This is a genomic window from Mesorhizobium sp. CA16 (assembly GCF_020165175.1).
Lineage (GTDB): Bacteria > Pseudomonadota > Alphaproteobacteria > Rhizobiales > Rhizobiaceae > Mesorhizobium.
Genome location: NZ_JAIUHP010000003.1, coordinates 249,383 through 265,151, shown reverse-complemented (window position 1 = coordinate 265,151; position 15,769 = coordinate 249,383). Strand labels below are relative to the sequence as shown.

16 protein-coding genes are annotated in these 15,769 nt (G+C 64.4%); 11 read left to right on the top strand and 5 right to left on the bottom strand.

Annotated elements, in window-relative coordinates:
* The first annotated feature begins 11 nt into the window (after positions 1 to 11).
* The 6 genes from LB525_RS07255 (at position 12) to LB525_RS07230 (ending at position 5,583) form a co-directional block, all read left to right on the top strand.
* The gene (locus tag LB525_RS07255; RefSeq protein WP_224544118.1) at positions 12 to 503 is read left to right on the top strand and encodes a GFA family protein; all 492 of its coding nucleotides are present in this window, start codon (positions 12 to 14) and stop codon (positions 501 to 503) included.
* The gene (locus tag LB525_RS07250; RefSeq protein ID WP_095767181.1) at positions 500 to 976 is read left to right on the top strand and encodes a GFA family protein; all 477 of its coding nucleotides are present in this window, start codon (positions 500 to 502) and stop codon (positions 974 to 976) included. Before LB525_RS07255 ends, LB525_RS07250 begins: the two co-directional genes overlap by 4 nt.
* Positions 973 to 1,938, top strand: a complete 966-nt coding sequence (gene pip / locus LB525_RS07245) for a prolyl aminopeptidase (RefSeq protein ID WP_224544117.1) — start codon at positions 973 to 975, stop codon at positions 1,936 to 1,938. Before LB525_RS07250 ends, pip begins: the two co-directional genes overlap by 4 nt.
* A 52-nt stretch (positions 1,939 to 1,990) precedes the next feature.
* Positions 1,991 to 3,607 (top strand): citramalate synthase, encoded by a 1,617-nt coding sequence (cimA, locus tag LB525_RS07240; protein ID WP_224544116.1) that lies wholly within the window; start codon positions 1,991 to 1,993, stop codon positions 3,605 to 3,607.
* A gap of 302 nt (positions 3,608 to 3,909) precedes the next feature.
* Positions 3,910 to 4,839 carry an EamA family transporter RarD gene (gene rarD / locus LB525_RS07235; RefSeq protein ID WP_224544115.1) on the top strand — a complete coding sequence of 310 codons (930 nt, stop codon included), beginning with the start codon at positions 3,910 to 3,912 and terminating at the stop codon, positions 4,837 to 4,839.
* A gap of 57 nt (positions 4,840 to 4,896) precedes the next feature.
* Positions 4,897 to 5,583 carry a glutathione S-transferase gene (locus LB525_RS07230; RefSeq protein ID WP_224544114.1) on the top strand — a complete coding sequence of 229 codons (687 nt, stop codon included), beginning with the start codon at positions 4,897 to 4,899 and terminating at the stop codon, positions 5,581 to 5,583.
* 4 nt (positions 5,584 to 5,587) lie between these two features.
* Here LB525_RS07230 and LB525_RS07225 read toward each other — a convergent pair whose 3' ends face one another.
* Complete coding sequence (locus LB525_RS07225; RefSeq protein WP_224544113.1) at positions 5,588 to 6,583, bottom strand: transporter; 996 nt, start codon at positions 6,581 to 6,583, stop codon at positions 5,588 to 5,590.
* 191 nt (positions 6,584 to 6,774) lie between these two features.
* Positions 6,775 to 9,312 (bottom strand): EAL domain-containing protein, encoded by a 2,538-nt coding sequence (locus LB525_RS07220; RefSeq protein WP_224544179.1) that lies wholly within the window; start codon positions 9,310 to 9,312, stop codon positions 6,775 to 6,777.
* A gap of 419 nt (positions 9,313 to 9,731) precedes the next feature.
* Here LB525_RS07220 and LB525_RS07215 point away from each other — a divergent pair, with 419 nt between their 5' ends.
* The 4 genes from LB525_RS07215 to LB525_RS07200 all read left to right on the top strand — a co-directional run bounded on the left by LB525_RS07215 (position 9,732) and on the right by LB525_RS07200 (position 12,402).
* The gene (locus LB525_RS07215; RefSeq protein ID WP_224544112.1) at positions 9,732 to 9,953 is read left to right on the top strand and encodes a DUF680 domain-containing protein; all 222 of its coding nucleotides are present in this window, start codon (positions 9,732 to 9,734) and stop codon (positions 9,951 to 9,953) included.
* A 303-nt stretch (positions 9,954 to 10,256) separates the two neighbouring features.
* Positions 10,257 to 11,228 carry an MBL fold metallo-hydrolase gene (locus tag LB525_RS07210; protein WP_224544111.1) on the top strand — a complete coding sequence of 324 codons (972 nt, stop codon included), beginning with the start codon at positions 10,257 to 10,259 and terminating at the stop codon, positions 11,226 to 11,228.
* Between the two features lie 35 nt (positions 11,229 to 11,263).
* The gene (locus tag LB525_RS07205) at positions 11,264 to 11,725 is read left to right on the top strand and encodes a tetratricopeptide repeat protein (protein WP_224544110.1); all 462 of its coding nucleotides are present in this window, start codon (positions 11,264 to 11,266) and stop codon (positions 11,723 to 11,725) included.
* Positions 11,726 to 11,898: 173 nt separating this feature from the next.
* The gene (locus LB525_RS07200) at positions 11,899 to 12,402 is read left to right on the top strand and encodes a DoxX family protein (RefSeq protein WP_318012394.1); all 504 of its coding nucleotides are present in this window, start codon (positions 11,899 to 11,901) and stop codon (positions 12,400 to 12,402) included.
* Between the two features lie 9 nt (positions 12,403 to 12,411).
* Here LB525_RS07200 and LB525_RS07195 read toward each other — a convergent pair whose 3' ends face one another.
* Positions 12,412 to 13,194 carry a glucose 1-dehydrogenase gene (locus LB525_RS07195; protein ID WP_224544109.1) on the bottom strand — a complete coding sequence of 261 codons (783 nt, stop codon included), beginning with the start codon at positions 13,192 to 13,194 and terminating at the stop codon, positions 12,412 to 12,414.
* A 23-nt stretch (positions 13,195 to 13,217) separates the two neighbouring features.
* Between LB525_RS07195 and LB525_RS07190 the strand changes: the two genes are divergently transcribed.
* A complete protein-coding gene (locus tag LB525_RS07190) occupies positions 13,218 to 13,817 on the top strand; it encodes a FadR/GntR family transcriptional regulator (protein ID WP_224544108.1) in 600 nt (199 codons plus the stop codon).
* Here the strand turns inward: LB525_RS07190 and LB525_RS07185 are convergent.
* Both LB525_RS07185 and LB525_RS07180 read right to left on the bottom strand, forming a co-directional pair.
* Positions 13,777 to 14,805: an isopenicillin N synthase family dioxygenase gene (locus LB525_RS07185; RefSeq protein ID WP_224544107.1), complete on the bottom strand. Its 1,029-nt coding sequence runs from the start codon at positions 14,803 to 14,805 to the stop codon at positions 13,777 to 13,779. The two genes, LB525_RS07190 and LB525_RS07185, sit on opposite strands and share 41 nt — an antisense overlap.
* A 186-nt stretch (positions 14,806 to 14,991) precedes the next feature.
* Entirely contained in the window at positions 14,992 to 15,762 is a 771-nt protein-coding gene (locus LB525_RS07180; RefSeq protein WP_224544106.1) for a pyrroline-5-carboxylate reductase, read from the bottom strand.
* Between the last annotated feature and the right edge of the window lie 7 nt (positions 15,763 to 15,769).

The window sequence follows — 15,769 nt, the reverse complement described above, 5'->3', positions numbered from 1 at the left end:
AGGAGTGAGCGATGAGCCTCGACAACCGGCCGGTCTATACAGGCGGCTGCCAGTGCGGGGCGGTGCGCTTCCGCGTCGAGGGCGCGCTGGGTGACGCCTCGGTCTGCCATTGCCGCATGTGCCAGAAGGCGAGCGGCAATTTCTATCTGCCGCTGGTCTCGGTGCGCGGCGCCACGCTCGACTGGACGCGCGGTGAGCCGAAGCGCTTCCGCTCGTCCAACGCCGTCTGGCGCGGCTTCTGCGCCGAATGCGGAACGCCGCTGACTTTCGAGGCGCCGGATGGCACTGCACTTGCAATCGCCGCCTTCGATGATCCGACCGGCATCGCGCCCACCATTCAGTGGGGCATCGAAGCAAAGCTTCCCTATGTCGACGCCATCCCCAAACTGCCATCCGAGGAGACGATGGCCGATATCGCGTCTACGCCTTACCTGGCCGAGCTCGTCTCCTATCAGCATCCTGATCACGACACCGACCAATGGCCGCCGGAGGAAAGACCATGACCGATCAAGTTCGAACAGGCGGCTGCCAGTGCGGCGCCGTACGTTTCCGTGTCCACGGCAAGCTCGGGCGCCCGTCCATCTGCCATTGCCGCATGTGCCAGAAACAGTTCGGCAATTTCTTCGGCGCGCTGGTGACGGTGCCGAAGGACGGCGTCGAGTGGACCCATGAGGAGCCGAGCTACTTTCAGTCCTCGGTCAACATCGACCGCGGCTTCTGCGCCCGCTGCGGCACGCCGCTGACCTATCGCCAGCCCGGCTCGCTGGAGATCGCCATCGGCGCTTTCGACGACCGCTCCGACCTCGCGCCGCAGATCCAGGTGAATTACGCGGTTCGCCTGCCCTGGGTGGAAAAGATCTTCGAGGCACCGATCCTTGACGACCCCGACTTCTATCGGCGGCAGGAGCAGATCATCTCCTTCCAGCATCCCGACCACGAGACGGCCAACTGGCCGCAGCAGGGCTTGAAACTATGACGATCCACAGCGGTTCCTTGCGTAGGCTCTACCCCGAGATCGAGCCGTTCGATTCCGGCATGCTCGACGTCGGCGACGGCCACACCGTCTACTGGGAGCGCTGCGGCACCAAGGGCGCCAAGCCCGCAGTGTTCCTGCATGGCGGCCCGGGCGGCACCATCTCGCCGAAACACCGGCGCCTGTTCGACCCGAAACTCTACGACGTCATCCTGTTCGACCAGCGCGGTTGCGGCAAGTCGACGCCCAACGCCTCGCTGGAGGCCAACACCACCTGGCATCTCGTCGCCGATATCGAGCGCCTGCGCGAGATGGCAGGCTTCGACAAATGGCTTGTCTTTGGCGGCTCCTGGGGCTCGACCTTGGCGCTCGCCTATTCCGAGACGCATCCCGAGCGTGTCAGCGCGCTCGTCGTGCGCGGCATCTACACGCTGACCCGCGCCGAGCTCGAATGGTATTATCAGTTCGGCGTTTCCGAGATGTTCCCTGACAAATGGGAGCGCTTCCTGGCGCCGATCCCCGAGGCCGAGCGCGGCGACATGATGGCCGCCTATCGCAAGCGGCTGGTCGGCTCCGACCGCAAAGCTCAGGTTCAGGCGGCTCGCGCCTGGAGCATCTGGGAAGGCGAGACGATCACGCTGCTGCCGGAGCCCGAGACCAGCGACCCGTTTGCCCAGGACGACTATGCGATTGCCTTCGCCCGTATCGAGAACCACTATTTCGTCCACGCCGGCTGGCTGGAGGAGGGGCAGCTGCTGCGCGACGCCTGGAAGCTGAAGGACATCCCCGGCACCATCGTCCACGGCCGCTACGACATGCCATGCCCGGCGAAATATGCCTGGGCGCTGCATAAGGCCTGGCCGAAGGCTGATTTCCACCTCATCGAGGGGGCGGGCCATGCTTATTCGGAGCCCGGGATCCTGGACCGGCTGATCCGGGCGACGGATAAGTTCGCGGGGAAATAGTGATGCACGTCGCTCTCCACGGCGAAGGATCGCAGCCTTTCGAGCTACAGCCATGACCAAGCAACGCCTTTACCTCTTCGACACGACCCTCCGCGATGGCCAGCAGACGCCGGGCATCGACTTTTCCGTCGAGGACAAGATCGCGATCGCCAGGCTGCTCGACGACTTCGGCATCGACTATGTCGAGGGCGGCTATCCAGGCGCCAACCCGACCGACACGACCTTCTTCCAGAAGAAACGGACTGAGAGCGCGAAATTCGTCGCCTTCGGCATGACCAAGCGGGCAGGGGTCTCGGCTTCCAACGACCCGGGGCTGGCGGCGCTGGTGCAGTCGAAGTCGGACGCCATCTGCTTCGTCGCCAAGAGCTGGGACTATCATGTGCGCGTCGCGCTCGGCTGCACCAATGAAGAGAATCTGGAATCGATCAAGACCTCGGTCGAGGCGGCGGTCGCTTCGGCCAAGGAGGCCATGGTCGACTGCGAGCATTTCTTCGACGGCTTCAAGGCCAATCCGGGTTACGCGCTGGCCTGCGCCAAAATCGCCTACGATGCCGGCGCGCGCTGGGTGGTGCTGTGCGACACCAATGGCGGCACGCAGCCTTCGGAAGTGCGCGAAATCGTCGGCAAGGTGATCGCGCACGGCATCTCGGGCGATCATCTCGGCATCCATGCCCATGACGATACCGGCCAGGCGGTGGCGAATTCACTCGCCGCCGTCGAAGCCGGCGTGCGCCAGATCCAGGGCACGCTGAACGGCATCGGCGAGCGCTGCGGCAACGCCAATCTCATCTCCATCATCCCGACGCTTTCGCTGAAGCCCGCCTTCGCCGATCGTTTCGAAACCGGCATTTCGACCGAGGCGCTGACCGGAATCTCCAGGCTCTCCCGCGCCTTCGACGAATTGCTCAACCGCGCGCCGGAAGCCCAGGCGCCCTATGTCGGCTCCTCCGCCTTCGCCACCAAGGCCGGCATCCACGCCTCGGCCCTGGCCAAGGAGCCGGCGACCTATGAGCATGTGCCGCCGGAAGCCGTCGGCAACCGCCGTCGCGTCATGGTCTCGGACCAGGGCGGCAAGGCCAATTTCCTCGCCGAGCTGAAGCGGCGCGGCATCGACGTGCCGAAGGACGATCACCGGCTCGACGCGCTGATTGCAGTGGTCAAGGAGCGCGAGGCTGAGGGCTATGCCTATGAGGGCGCCGACGCCTCGTTCGAGCTGCTTGCCCGCAAGATGCTGCACGGCCTGCCGGAGTTCTTCAACGTCACCTCCTTCCGCTGCATGGTCGAGCGCCGCTTCGACGCCAACGGCAATCTGAAGACCGTCTCCGAGGCGATCGTGAAGGTGGAGGTCGACGGCGAAGAGAAGATGTCGGTGGCCGAAGGCCACGGCCCGGTCAACGCGCTCGACATCGCGCTGCGGAAGGATTTAGGCAAGTACCAGAGCGAGATCGTCGACCTGGAGCTCGCCGACTTCAAGGTGCGTATCCTTAACGGCGGCACCGAGGCCATCACCCGCGTTCTCGTCGAATCGCACGATTCCACTGGAGCCCGCTGGTGGACGGTCGGCGTGTCGGAAAACATCATCGACGCCTCCTTCCAGGCGCTGATGGATTCGATCGTCTACAAGCTGATGAAGAACCGCGAGATGGCGGGACTGGTGGCGGCGGAGTAGGCCGCCGCCCTTCCTCGCCCCCACAAAGTGGGGGAGAGGTGTCCCGGCGCAGCCGGGACGGAGAGGGGGCGACCTTCGCGAAGCCAGAGTCGATGCAAGAGAGGGCGCGAGGTTGGTCACCAGAATGCTTACCCGAAGCGGTGATTGTCAGCCGCCGCGCCGACCCCTCTCCGTCCCGGCTTCGCCGGGCCACCTCTCCCCACTCCGTGGGGCGAGGAACTGCGAACCATCACCAAAACTCCGTTGATCCATCATAATTTTGTGATGGTCTTGGGCGCTCCGCTGGGCCATAGCGTTAGGCCATGGTCACCGCTACAGCCGATCTCGATCAGGATGCCAAAGGCCGCCGCGGCTTCCTCCTGGCGCTTGGCGCCTATTTCCTTTGGGGGCTCTTGCCCTTCTACATGAAGGCGGTGGCGCATCTGCCGCTTGCCGAGGTGATCGCCAACCGCGTCGTCTGGTCGGTGCCGATCGCCGCGGCGGTGCTCATCTGGGCCGGACGCACCGCCGACTTCAAGGCGGCGATCCGCTCGCCGAAAAGCCTTGCCATGGCGGCGCTGACGGCGGTGCTGATCTCGATCAACTGGGGCATCTATGTCTGGGCGATCGCGGTCGACCGCACCGTCGAGACGGCGCTCGGCTACTATATCAACCCGCTGGTCAGCGTCGTGGTCGGTGCTGTGCTGCTCGGCGAGCGGCTCGACAGGCTGCAGATCGCCGCGGTAGCGCTCGCCACGATCGCGGTGACGGTGCTCACAGTCGAGGCCGGCAAATTGCCCTGGGTATCGCTGGCGCTCGCCTTCTCCTTTGCCGCCTACGGCTTCTTCCGCAAGACGCTGCCGATCGGCCCGAGCCAGGGTTTTCTGCTCGAAGTGCTTTTGCTCTCGGTGCCGGCGCTCGGCTACATCGCCTACCTGATCGCCACCGGCCAGGATCACTTCATCTCCAGCACCGGTGCCGACACCGCATTGCTGATCGGCTGTGGTCCGGTCACCGCGGTGCCGTTGCTGCTCTTTGCTTTCGGCGCCAGGCTGCTGCGCCTCTCCACCATCGGCATCATGCAATATATCGCGCCGACCATGGTGTTCCTGATCGCCGTGCTGATCTTCGATGAACCGTTCGGCACGACGCAGGCGATCGCCTTCACGCTGATCTGGACCGCGCTGGCGATGTATTCATGGTCGATGTTCAGGGGCCGCGAGGTCCGCCCGCCGGCGCCCGCAACAAGATAGGCAAGCGCGCAACGGTTCTCCGTCTGAAATAGCGTTGACCAGGGGAAGGGGCATCTGATGTACGTTCTGCATATCGGCAACAAGAACTATTCGTCCTGGTCGCTGCGGCCATGGCTGCTGATGCGCGTTCTCGACATTCCCTTCGAGGAGCGTCTGACGCCGTTCCCGGCCGGCCCGAGCTTCGACCTCTACCGGCAGTTCTCGCCAAATGGGCGCGTGCCGTGCCTGGTTGACGGCGGTTGGGCGGTCTGGGATTCGCTCTCGATCGTCGAATACTTGGCCGAACGCCATCAGGGCGTCTGGCCGGCGGAGGCGAAGGCGCGCGCGTGGGCGCGCTCGGCCGCCGCCGAGATGCATTCGAGCTTCACCGCGATGCGCAATGACTGCCCGATGAGCTGCGGCGTGCGCATCGCGCCATTGCCGATGTCCGGCGCGCTCAAGCACGACATCTTCCGCATGGGAGATTTGTGGAACGACGGCCTTGCGCGTTTCGGCGGGCCGTTCCTGGCCGGCGACCGTTTCGGCGCCGTCGATGCCTTCTTCGCCCCCATCGCGTTCAGGGCGCAGTCCTACGGCCTGACTTTCGAAGGCGAAGCGGCTAACTATCCGCGGCGGCTGTTCGACCTGCCGGCCATGCGCGAATGGTACGTGGCCGGACTTGCCGAGACCTGGCGCGAGCCCAGCCACGAAGCCGAAGTCCAGGCCGCCGGCACCATCGTCGAGGATCTGCGGGCAACCGCCTGAAGCGCTACACGCGCCCCAGCCGTCGCACGAGCATATAGATGATGCCGGCGATGACCACCGAGATCGCCGTCACCACCCAGAATCCCAGCGGCGTGCCGACCAGCGGCAATCCGCCGACATTCATGCCGAACAGGCCGGAGATGATGGTCATCGGCAACAGCACCGCCGTCATGACGGAGAGGATGTAGAGCAGCTGGTTCGACTGCTCGGTCAGCTTGGCCATCAGCTCGTCCTGCAACAGGCGCGTCCGCGCCTGCAGCTGCTCGCCGTCGTGATGCAGCGTGTGCGCCCGGTGCGAAAGCCGGGTCGCCATGTCGTTGATGGGGTCGGGCAGCTCATTGCGATGCGAATGGTCGAGATGGCGGAATAGGCTGGTGAGCGTCGCCATCTGCCGGTGGATCAGCACCAGCTGCCGGCGCGCGTCGACCAGCGCCTGGCGCTCATTGTGCCATGCATCGCACACGATGCGGTCCTCAATTCCGTCAAGCGTGTCGCCCATCTTGTCGAGCTCGGCCGCCATGCCGTCGAGCGACTGGCCCATCACCGCCTCGATCAGCTCGGCCGGCGTGCGGAATTTTCGCGAGCCGCTCTCCACCAGCTTGCGGATCTTGTCGACCGATTCCAACGGTTGCTTGCGGGCGCCGACCAGCATCCTGTCGTTGAAGGCGAAGCGGAAATGCGTGAGCCCGCGCGCCTCGGCGAAATCGTGCCTGAGGTCGGGCAGGTCGCCATAGAGGAAGTCGCCTTCGAAATCGATCTGGCAGCCATGGCTGGGTGACAGGAAGGCATCGCGCACCGGCGCCGGCAGGGCCTGCTCGGCGCCGATCTCCTGGCGGGCGCGCATGTCGGTGATCTGGTAGCTGCGCCAGCTCCAATGCGCCTCCGCTGGATCCTTGGTGCGGCTTCCATCGGCCTTGAAATGGTAGATGAAGAACAGCCCGTGCTCGTCCGGCAAATAGGGCGAGAGGTCGGTGCCTTCGGCGGGGAGGGCGATGTTCATGGCGGCTTCGCCGGCTCTTGATGCGGTCAGGGGTCGCAGGGGCGGGCATGGAGCCTACCATGGAGGTTGCCGCCTGGTGTGACAGTTTGGTGACTACAGCTGCTGTCACTCTCGACAGGGCTGTCCTATCGTTTGCTGAACAACCCGCGCGGCCGGCGGCGGTGCGGTCAACGGCAGCTCGCTTCGTCCACCTATGCCGTGGCCAGCCATTTGCGCGACATGGCGAAGGTCCCGAAGGATTTTGCATCCATCGGGCGCCCGAATGCGTAGCCTTGCAGGATGTCGCAGCCGAGGTCCTTCAGGATGCGTGCATGTTCCATCGTCTCGACGCCTTCCGCCACGACGCCGATGCCAAGCGATTTGCCGATCTCGATGATTGACGACACCAGCCGCCGCTGCGCCGCCGAGCCGGTTATCGGCGTGACGAGCTGCCGGTCGATCTTGAGACGGCTCGGTTGCAGTTTGAGCAGGCTGACGACGGATGCATGGCCCGTGCCGAAATCGTCGATCTCGATGTCGATCCCGAGTTCCTTGATGTGCTCGATGTTCCAAGCGACAAGCTCGTCATTTTCGTCCAGGAAAATGGATTCCACGAGCTCGAATGAGACGGTTCCCTCCTTGATCGGCAGCTTGCGCAGGCCGTTGATCAGGTCTTTGTCCTCCAGCCTTCGTGCCGAGACGTTGACGGAAAAGCGCGGGATGTTGAGACCGTCGCGCGACCAGCGCTGGAAATTCTCCAGCGTTTGTTCGAGGATCGTGCGGTCGATCAGCGAGACCACATTCAATTCCTCGGCCACTTTGAGGAAGATGTCGGGGGCGAGGATGCCGCGTCGTGGATGGCGCCAGCGCGCCAGCGCCTCGACGCCGACGATCTCGAGGGTCTTGGCATCGAACTGTGGTTGGTAGTACGCGATGAATTCGTTGCGCTCCAGCCCGCCCAGGATCTCGTCCGCGGTCTGCTTGGTCCTGACGATCTCGCTCTGCAGCTCTTCGTTGAAGAACTCATAACGATTGCGACCGCGGCTCTTGGCTCGATAGAGCGCGAGATCGGCGTTGACCAGCAGCTGCTTTGCATCGACGCCGCTAAGCGCCGCAATCCCGATGCTGACCCCGAACCGGCATTGGTGGCCGTTATAGTCGATGGGCTGGCGCATTTTATCGATGATACGATCCGCTAGCGCGGCGAGCTCGTCGTCATCGCGCCCCTGGCACACCACGACGAACTCGTCGCCGCCGATGCGCGCCACGAAGTCGCCTGCGCGGACGTTGGCTTTGATGACCTTCGAGGCATGCATGAGCATGGCGTCGCCCGCCGCATGGCCGAGCGTGTCGTTGATGTGCTTAAAGCGGTCGAGGTCGAGATGCAGCAGCGCAGTGCGATCCTCGGGCGAACTGGCCAGCATCTCGTCGAGGTAACGGCGGTTGGGCAAGCCTGTTAGCGAATCGTGCAGCGCCACATGCTCGATGCGGGCCTTGGCTGTTTTGAGTTCGGCATTCTTCGATTCCGACAATTGCCGTTCACGCACCAGATTCTCGTTGAGCAGAACGTCGCTGGTCACGTCCCATTCGGCCCCGATCATCTTCGGCGTGCCGTCGCTGTCCTGGAAGTAGCTTGCACGCGCGCGCACATGGCGGACGGTGCCGTCCGGGCGAAGCAGACGATACTGCGAGGAGTAGGGCCCTTTTGCGGCCACGGCAAGGTCGAACTCGCGCTGCGCCCGCGCGATATCCTCGGGGTGGATCGCCAGTGCCCAGTCGTCATAGCCGCGCGGCTTCCCGTCGGCGGGCTTGCTGTAGATATCGTTGACGCGATCGTCCCACAGCAGCTCGTCGGTGACGAGGTCTTGCTCCCACACGCCGATGCCCGAAGCCTCCAGAGCCAGTTCCAGCCTCCCGGACAGGCGCCTCAATTCGGCATAGTTCTTCTGCCTTTCGCCGAACAGCCGTCCGGCCACCAGGATGGGCAGCACTACCAGCACAGCGGCGAGCGCCATGAGCGCCTGCAAGACCCGCTCGTTCTTCGGCACGATAGGCCAACCGCCCTTGGGGATTGCCGATATCTGCCAGGAACCGAAGGGCAGCTGCACTTCTGCCGTCACCGGATTGTTCTTGACGATGTCGGCGCCGCCGAAGAAGCGCTGGCCGTCACCGCCAAGCGCATCCTTTCCGGTAAGCGCCACATCTATGTCGAGACCGGGGTCGGTGAGGCCGCTTGCGGCGTAGAGCCGATCGATGTCGATGGCCGCCGAGACAAGGCCCCAGAAGCGATCGCCGCCCCCCGCTGTCGGCACGAAGACAGGGATGCGGCCGACGAAGGCGCGCCCGCCCTGCGTGAGATCGACGGGACCGGCAAGCACCGATATGCGCTGGTCGCGCGCCCTAAGCGCCGCCAGGCGTTGCGCCTCGTTCTTGCGGTAGTCGAGCCCGATCGCCTTCTCGTTGCCCTCCATCGGATACATCAGCGAAATGACGAGATCGGGCGCGCCGCCAATGTTGCGCAGCTGCGATTTCTGCTTGAAGAGATTGGCAGCCAGGGAGGCAAATCTCTGCTGCCCCATATAGGGCTCGGTGACGATGGCCGAGACGAGGCCCTGAACCAGCTGGAGATTGCCGTTGATGTTTCCTTCCAGCTTGGCGCGGATGATATTGACCTTGTAGAGGACGTCGGCGCGCGTGAGTTGATCGGAAACCGTTTTGTTCTGCTGGTCGACGAAGATCGCGCAAATCATGAGCACGACGAAGGCAATCGCCGCCGGCACGTTGGCGGAAGAGAAAACGGCCTGCCTGATACGACCGATGTTGAAATTTGTCGCGGTCAATTCAACCCGAATAGCTTTCCTGGGCGACGCTCCGTCGATCGAGGACGAAGCGCCGTCGATCGGAGTTAAAGGAAAGTGCTTAAATTAGAACTTCCATGCCCGCCTCAAGTTGCGCCATTCGCGGCCTGGAGGCTTGCCTTGAGCCAACAAACTCAAGCCATGATTAACGCCGGCTAACCGGGCCGTTCATCGCGCAAAAATCGCGATCTTCCGTTGCCTCCAAAAATTCTTTCCGCCTCCGGGGAATAAAGCCCGGGCCCTCCGGGTCTTGGCTGTAGCGAGGCCATCCTCCCAAGGCACGCATCAACCAACCCGGAAGGAATACGCATATGAACAGAACCGCCTTTGCCGCAGTCGCCATCCTGGTTGCCACCGGCAGCGCCTTTGCTGGCAGCGACCACTTCTCCTCGACGAATGGCGGCCAGCAGGCTGCCGTCGTCGACACCACCACCACCGCTTCCATCGCGAGGCCCGAAATGGCCCGCCACGCCATGAAGCCGGCGGCCAGGATTGCTGCGGAAGAGCCCGGCCAGGGCATTTGGGGTCACTGAGCCGGCGGGACCGAAAGGTCCTCGCTCCGGAGTTCGGGGCGAAGGATTCTGATCGCGGCGGGGAAGGCACGCCTCTCCGGGTCGGAAAACCACAAGTCCTGATCTCCTCGGCGCCGGTCGGTCTTCAGTCGGACCGGTCGGCGCCGGTTTCCGCAGTCTGGGCGGAGGGCAGCACCGGGCCCTCCGCCATTCCCTGCATGTCGCCCAAAAGTGCGCAGCGGTTTTGGGACAACGACATGCGGCAAACCAATGGACTACCGCCTGAAACCTGAAACAACCCGCAGCCATTAGAGGAGATTTCCGATGTTCAATATGACGCGTCGCATGGTGCTGGGGTCCGCCGCCGCCGCTGCCGCCTTCGGCATTGCCGGCAAGCTGGAATTCGCGCCCGCGGCTCACGCCGAAACCCCGGTCGAGCCATTGGTCGGCTTCTACAAATACAAGGTCGGCTCGATTGAGGTCACCGCCGTCTATGACGGCATTTGGCGCAAGCCCCACGACCCGGCCTTCATCAAGGACGTGTCGGTCGACGACACCAAGGCCGCGCTCGCCAAGGCGGGGCTGACCACCGAGTTCATGCCGATCCCGCTCACCGTCGTGGTGCTCCAGATGAACGGCCGCACCGTCATGATGGATGCCGGCTCCGGCGTCGGTCAGTGGCAGGCCAACGCCACGCATCTGCCGGCCAACATGAAGGCGGCCGGCATCGACTATAAGGCGATCGACACCATCATGATCTCGCATTTCCATCCGGACCATGTCTGGGGCCTGATGGAAAAGGGCACCAACGATCCGGTGTTCCCGAATGCCGAGCTGATCGTCAACGCCACCGAGTATAATTGGTGGACCGATCCGAGCCGGCTGGCCAAGCTGCCCGAGGGTCGCAAGCCCGCGGGCAAGCGCATCGCCGAGAACTTCCCGAAATGGAAGAACTGGAAGCTGGTCGACGACGGCACTGAAGTGGTGCCCGGCATCCGCATCATGGCGGCGCCCGGCCACACGCCCGGCCATTCCGTCTACCATGTCGATGCCGGCGCCGAGCAGTTCCTCGTCTCGGCCGACACCATGTACGTGCCGGCGCTGCTCGCCCCGCATCCCGAATGGCAGGGCGCCTACGACCAGGACGGGCCGATGGCGATCGCCACGCGCCACAAGATTATCGACCAAGTGATTGCCGACAATGTCCGCATCTGCGGCTCGCACTTTCCGTTCCCCGGCACAGGCAGCTTCGTCAAGGACGGCAATGCCTACGCCTTCACCGCAACCCAGATCTGATTTGAATCGATCCTGAACAGAAAGCGACAGCTACAATGAAACACGCACTTTTCGCGGTGCTCGGTGCCATTGCGGTCTTGACGGCGGCTCCGATCGCCATCGCCGTTCCGGCCTATGCCGTGGACGACATCGAAGGCGCCGACGCGCCGGACCTGACGGCGGTGAAGGCCAAGATCGAGGCCAAGGACTACCAAAGCGCGCTGGCCGACCTGCGCGACCTCGCGCAGGATACGCAACAGGCCGACGTCTACAATTTGCTCGGCTTCACGCTGCGCAAGACCGGCGATTACCAGACCTCGCTCACCTACTACACCAAGGCGCTGGAGCTTCAGCCCGACCACAAGGCGGCGCATGAATATCTGGGCGAGCTCTATGTCGAGACCGGCGACATGGCCAAGGCCAACGAGCAGCTCGCCTCGCTGCAAAAGCTCTGTCCGGTCGGCTGCGAGGAGCTTGCCGACCTCAAGCAGGCGATCGCCACCAAGGTGACGAAATAGGCGGCTCGCAAGCCTCGCCACCTTTTGGGCGCCACGGCGGTAGCGCCCGAAAACCGGAGCCGGCGTTCCTCTCCCTCGCGCCGGCTCCGATCTTTCAATCTCAAGCGCACCTGCATGGACGCGGGCGACCGCCCATTTTCCAAACTGCCTGTTTCCAAAGACTGGAGCCGACCGTGACACCGATCGAACTTGCCGAAAGACTTCACGCCAGGGATGTCGTCCTGCTTGCCGGCCGGCTGCTGCTGTCGCTGATCTTCGTGCATGAGGGCCTGCAGTTGGCGACCCATTTCGAGGCTGCCCAGAAGGCGATGGCCGCGCTCGGCGTCGGCACGCCGCTGCTTCTCGCCACCATCGCGTTGCAGCTTGGCGCCGGCCTGTCAGTGGCGCTCGGCATCCTGGCGCGGTTGGGCGCGATCGGGCTCGGCCTGTTTTGCCTGATGACGGCCGGCCTCTTCCACACCAACTTCGCCAGCCAGAACGAATTGCTGCATTTCGAGAAGGACCTTGCCATTGCCGGCGGCATGTTCATCCTGGCGCTCGCCGGTTCCGGCAGGCTGTCGATGGACTGGGTGCTGACTGGGTTCGCGAAGGACACCAAGATCGATCCGCCCGTCGAGCAGCATCCGTCGGTGGGGAGACGAGCTTGCCGGTTTGAGACGCGGGTCCGCGTGAGGTGAGGGCGGCCTCTACAACACGCTCGTGATCCCGCCATCCACCAGCAGCGTCTGTCCCGTCACGAAGCTTGCCGCATCCGACGCCAGGAAAACCGCCGCGCCCGCCAACTCTTCGACATCGCCCCAGCGCCGCATCGGGGTGCGGCCGGCGAGCCAGGTCGAGAATTTCTCGTCGGCGACCAATGCTGCGTTGAGCTCGGTCTTGAAATAGCCGGGTGCGATCGCGTTGACGCGCACGCCATGCTGGCCCCATTCGCCGGCCATCGACTTGGTCAGCATGGTGATGGCGCCCTTGCTCGCCGCGTAAGGCGCGATCGAGGGCCGGGCGAGCGCGCTCTGCACCGACGACACGTTGATGATCACGCCCTTGCGGCGTTGGACCATGCCCTTCACCGCGGCGCGGCTCACCTTGAAGACACCGTCGAGATTGGTCGCCATCAGCGCGTCCCAGTCCGCGTCGGAAAAGGTCTCGAGCGGCGCGCGGCGCTGGATGCCGGCATTGTTGACCAGGATGTCGATCGGCGCGGTGCCGGCTTCGCTCGCCGCGATCGCCGCGTCGACCGACTGCGTGTCGGTCACGTCGATCAATGACTCCGCTACCGTGTAGCCCTCGGCGCGCAAACGGTTGCCGGCGGCCTTCAACTCGTCGGCCTTGCGGCCGCCGATGGTGACGCGTGCGCCCGCGGCAGCCAATGCCTCAGCGAAAGCGAGCCCCAGCCCGCGGCTGGCGCCGGTGACGAAGGCATGCCGGCCTTCAAGGCCGAAGAGACGGCCGAGATAATCAGTCGAACGCAATTTGCACCTTCATCGATTGCGATTTGTCGCTGGCCAGTTTGATCTTGCGGGCCTCGGCGAGCGGCAAAGTGTTGCTGAGCAGGGTGCCGGGATTCTTCCTCGCACAGCTAGCAGCAAAGCCCGGCTCCATTCAACCGATTCATCTGATAAATCGGACTAACAAGCGGGCTGTGCCGCCCTGGCAATTAGTCGGTGCGGTCGATCCCGCACGTGTAACACTCGGCGGCAGACTCGAACGGGCCGGGACAAATGGCAGGCAACCAGACCTCATCGGTGACGATGACATAGCCAACAGTCTTGGCCGCGAGATACTCGGCGGGCTGTTTTCGCCCGGCGCGACGCTGCTTGGCGAGGAAGAGATCTGCGCCCGCTTCGGCGCCAGCCGAAGGGCCGCGCGCGAGGCGGTGAAGATCCTGTCGGCCAAGGGCCTGCTGCTCACCCGCCCCCGGCGCGGGTCGCGCATCCGCCCGCTGAAGGGCTGGAATTTCCTCGACCCTTCGGTGCTGGGCTGGTTGCGCGCCAGTGCCACCCCGCGCCATTTCATCATCGAGCTTCTGCCGCGCTCTCGGCAGGCATTGGCATTCAGGCGGCGGCCGGCCGCCTTGGCTTGCGCAAAGTCTTGACGCCGGCCATCTCGACGAAGTTGGTCGCCGACTCCCACAGGTAATCGCCATAGAGGAACGGCGCGAAGTCGCTGGCGCCTCTGATCGGCAGCGGCGCGATCTCGGCGTCGACGCGCGGCTCATAGAAGAAGGGAATGGAGTAACGCGCCGTCTTCGGCGCGATCACCCGGTGGCGCGTCGCCTGCACCACGCCGCCCGTCCAGCGTTCCAGCAGCTGGCCGAAATTCACCGCCAGCGAGCCGTCGGCGGGCGCCACGTCGATCCATTCGCCGGCATGGCTCCTGGCCTGCAGGCCTTCGACGCCGTCCTGCGCTAAAAGTGTCACGAAGCCGGAATCGGCATGCTCACGGCCGATGACCAGCCGCCGCTCGCCTTTGTGCATGACCCAATATTCAGGCTTCGACAGGTCGACCGCGCCGTCCTCGCTGCGCAGCGGATAGCGGATCAGCCTGAGCGTCGAGATGCCGCCCCGGAAATGGCCGTCGAAAATACCGTCCTCAAGCCCGAGGCTGCGCGCGATCGAGCCCATCAGCGCCGCGCCGACCTTCTCCATCGAGCGGTAGTAATGCGCGGCGGCCGCCTTCCACCCTGGAACATCGGCCTCGGCGGGAAGCGGCGTGCGCTCGAGCAGCGGATCGTCGGGCGCGAACCCGGCGTCGGCATGGGCGATGTCTGGCCCCATGTCGATGCCTTCCTTGTAGGACACCGCGGTCGGCTGCAGCGGGAACCAGCCGCGATAATAGTTCGATTTCGACGGGTCGAAATTCCAGCGCAGCAGCTTCCGCTTTTCCGCATCGGGCAAATCGAAGATCTTCAGGAGCTCGCCGCGCCGCTCGCGCGTCAGAAGCTCCGCGCCCGGAAAGCCGCGCGCAGTCATGAAGCCGATGCCGGAGGCAGCAGTGAAGATCTGGCGGTCGGCCTCGTCGCGTGCGGGCGAAGTCGGGCCGAACAGCGGCGCGATGTCGATGGCGGGGATAGTGTCACTCATCTCATGATCCTAGCGGTTCTTGGGAGCCGTGTGCCGCAATCGTGGAGAAGCGCATGCGCGATGACAAGCCGCGGCAGAGTTGTCGTTGTTCGAGCGGTCGGGCTTGGCGACCGGCTCAGCGCGCCGAGGCCGTCGCCGCGGATGCTGCCGGCTGAGTGATCGGCAATCGCCGCTTGGGTCCTCCGGCTACTTCCCCGCAATGCGCCGATGCACCCGCTCCAGGCTTTCCGCGAAGGCATCGAATGTTCCCCGCTCGGTCAGCTCGCGCAGCACCTGCTCGTTGATGCCGCCGCGCGTCGCATAGTCCTGCGCAAGATGCATGAAATCTTCGTCCGGCGCCGTATCCGGCGCATTGGCCAGCGCCTTGAAGATGCTGGTGATGTAGTCGCGTGCCCTGTCGCCCGAAACACCCTGGCTGCGCACCCAGGCGTGGATCGTGTCGAGATATTTGAAATAGCTGGCATAGGTCGCGGTGACGACGCTCAGCGCATCGAACTCGCTTTGGTCCTCGACCTCGATCACGCCGCCAAGCCTGCCGAAGAACGCCGCCGCGATCGGGTCCGGCGGGCAGATGATCGTCGCGCCCTGCAGCCGGGCGATCATCGGCATAGGCAGGGCTTTCGTCACCTGTGCCGCTGGCGCGACAAGCGCGGCGATCTCCTCGCGCGACACGGTGGCGATCAGGCTGACGACGTGATGGTCCGGCCGGAACCGCAGTTCCTTCAGCACCTCGCGCGCGATCTGCGGCCGCACCGCCAGCATCACGGTGTCGCAATCGTCGAGCACGGCCTGGTTGTCGGTAGCGATGCGCACGTCCGGACAACGCGCGGCAAGCTCGGCGGCGATCGCCTCGTTGCGCGGCGAGACCACCACCGGCGTCGTCTCCCCCGGCAGCGATTTCAGCCCCGCGACAATGGCCGAGCTCAACGCGCCCGTGCCGACAAAGCCAAGTTTCATGGAAGTT

Excerpts from the sequence above, each read along its gene's own strand:
- LB525_RS07255 (WP_224544118.1), top strand. The coding sequence starts at position 12 with ATGAGCCTCGACAACCGGCCGGTCTATACAGGCGGCTGCCAGTGCGGG.
- LB525_RS07250 (WP_095767181.1), top strand. The coding sequence starts at position 500 with ATGACCGATCAAGTTCGAACAGGCGGCTGCCAGTGCGGCGCCGTACGT.
- pip (WP_224544117.1), top strand. The coding sequence starts at position 973 with ATGACGATCCACAGCGGTTCCTTGCGTAGGCTCTACCCCGAGATCGAG.
- cimA (WP_224544116.1), top strand. The coding sequence starts at position 1,991 with ATGACCAAGCAACGCCTTTACCTCTTCGACACGACCCTCCGCGATGGC.
- rarD (WP_224544115.1), top strand. The coding sequence starts at position 3,910 with ATGGTCACCGCTACAGCCGATCTCGATCAGGATGCCAAAGGCCGCCGC.
- LB525_RS07230 (WP_224544114.1), top strand. The coding sequence starts at position 4,897 with ATGTACGTTCTGCATATCGGCAACAAGAACTATTCGTCCTGGTCGCTG.
- LB525_RS07225 (WP_224544113.1), bottom strand. The coding sequence starts at position 6,583 with ATGAACATCGCCCTCCCCGCCGAAGGCACCGACCTCTCGCCCTATTTG.
- LB525_RS07220 (WP_224544179.1), bottom strand. The coding sequence starts at position 9,312 with ATGATTTGCGCGATCTTCGTCGACCAGCAGAACAAAACGGTTTCCGAT.
- LB525_RS07215 (WP_224544112.1), top strand. The coding sequence starts at position 9,732 with ATGAACAGAACCGCCTTTGCCGCAGTCGCCATCCTGGTTGCCACCGGC.
- LB525_RS07210 (WP_224544111.1), top strand. The coding sequence starts at position 10,257 with ATGTTCAATATGACGCGTCGCATGGTGCTGGGGTCCGCCGCCGCCGCT.
- LB525_RS07205 (WP_224544110.1), top strand. The coding sequence starts at position 11,264 with ATGAAACACGCACTTTTCGCGGTGCTCGGTGCCATTGCGGTCTTGACG.
- LB525_RS07185 (WP_224544107.1), bottom strand. The coding sequence starts at position 14,805 with ATGAGTGACACTATCCCCGCCATCGACATCGCGCCGCTGTTCGGCCCG.
- LB525_RS07180 (WP_224544106.1), bottom strand. The coding sequence starts at position 15,762 with ATGAAACTTGGCTTTGTCGGCACGGGCGCGTTGAGCTCGGCCATTGTC.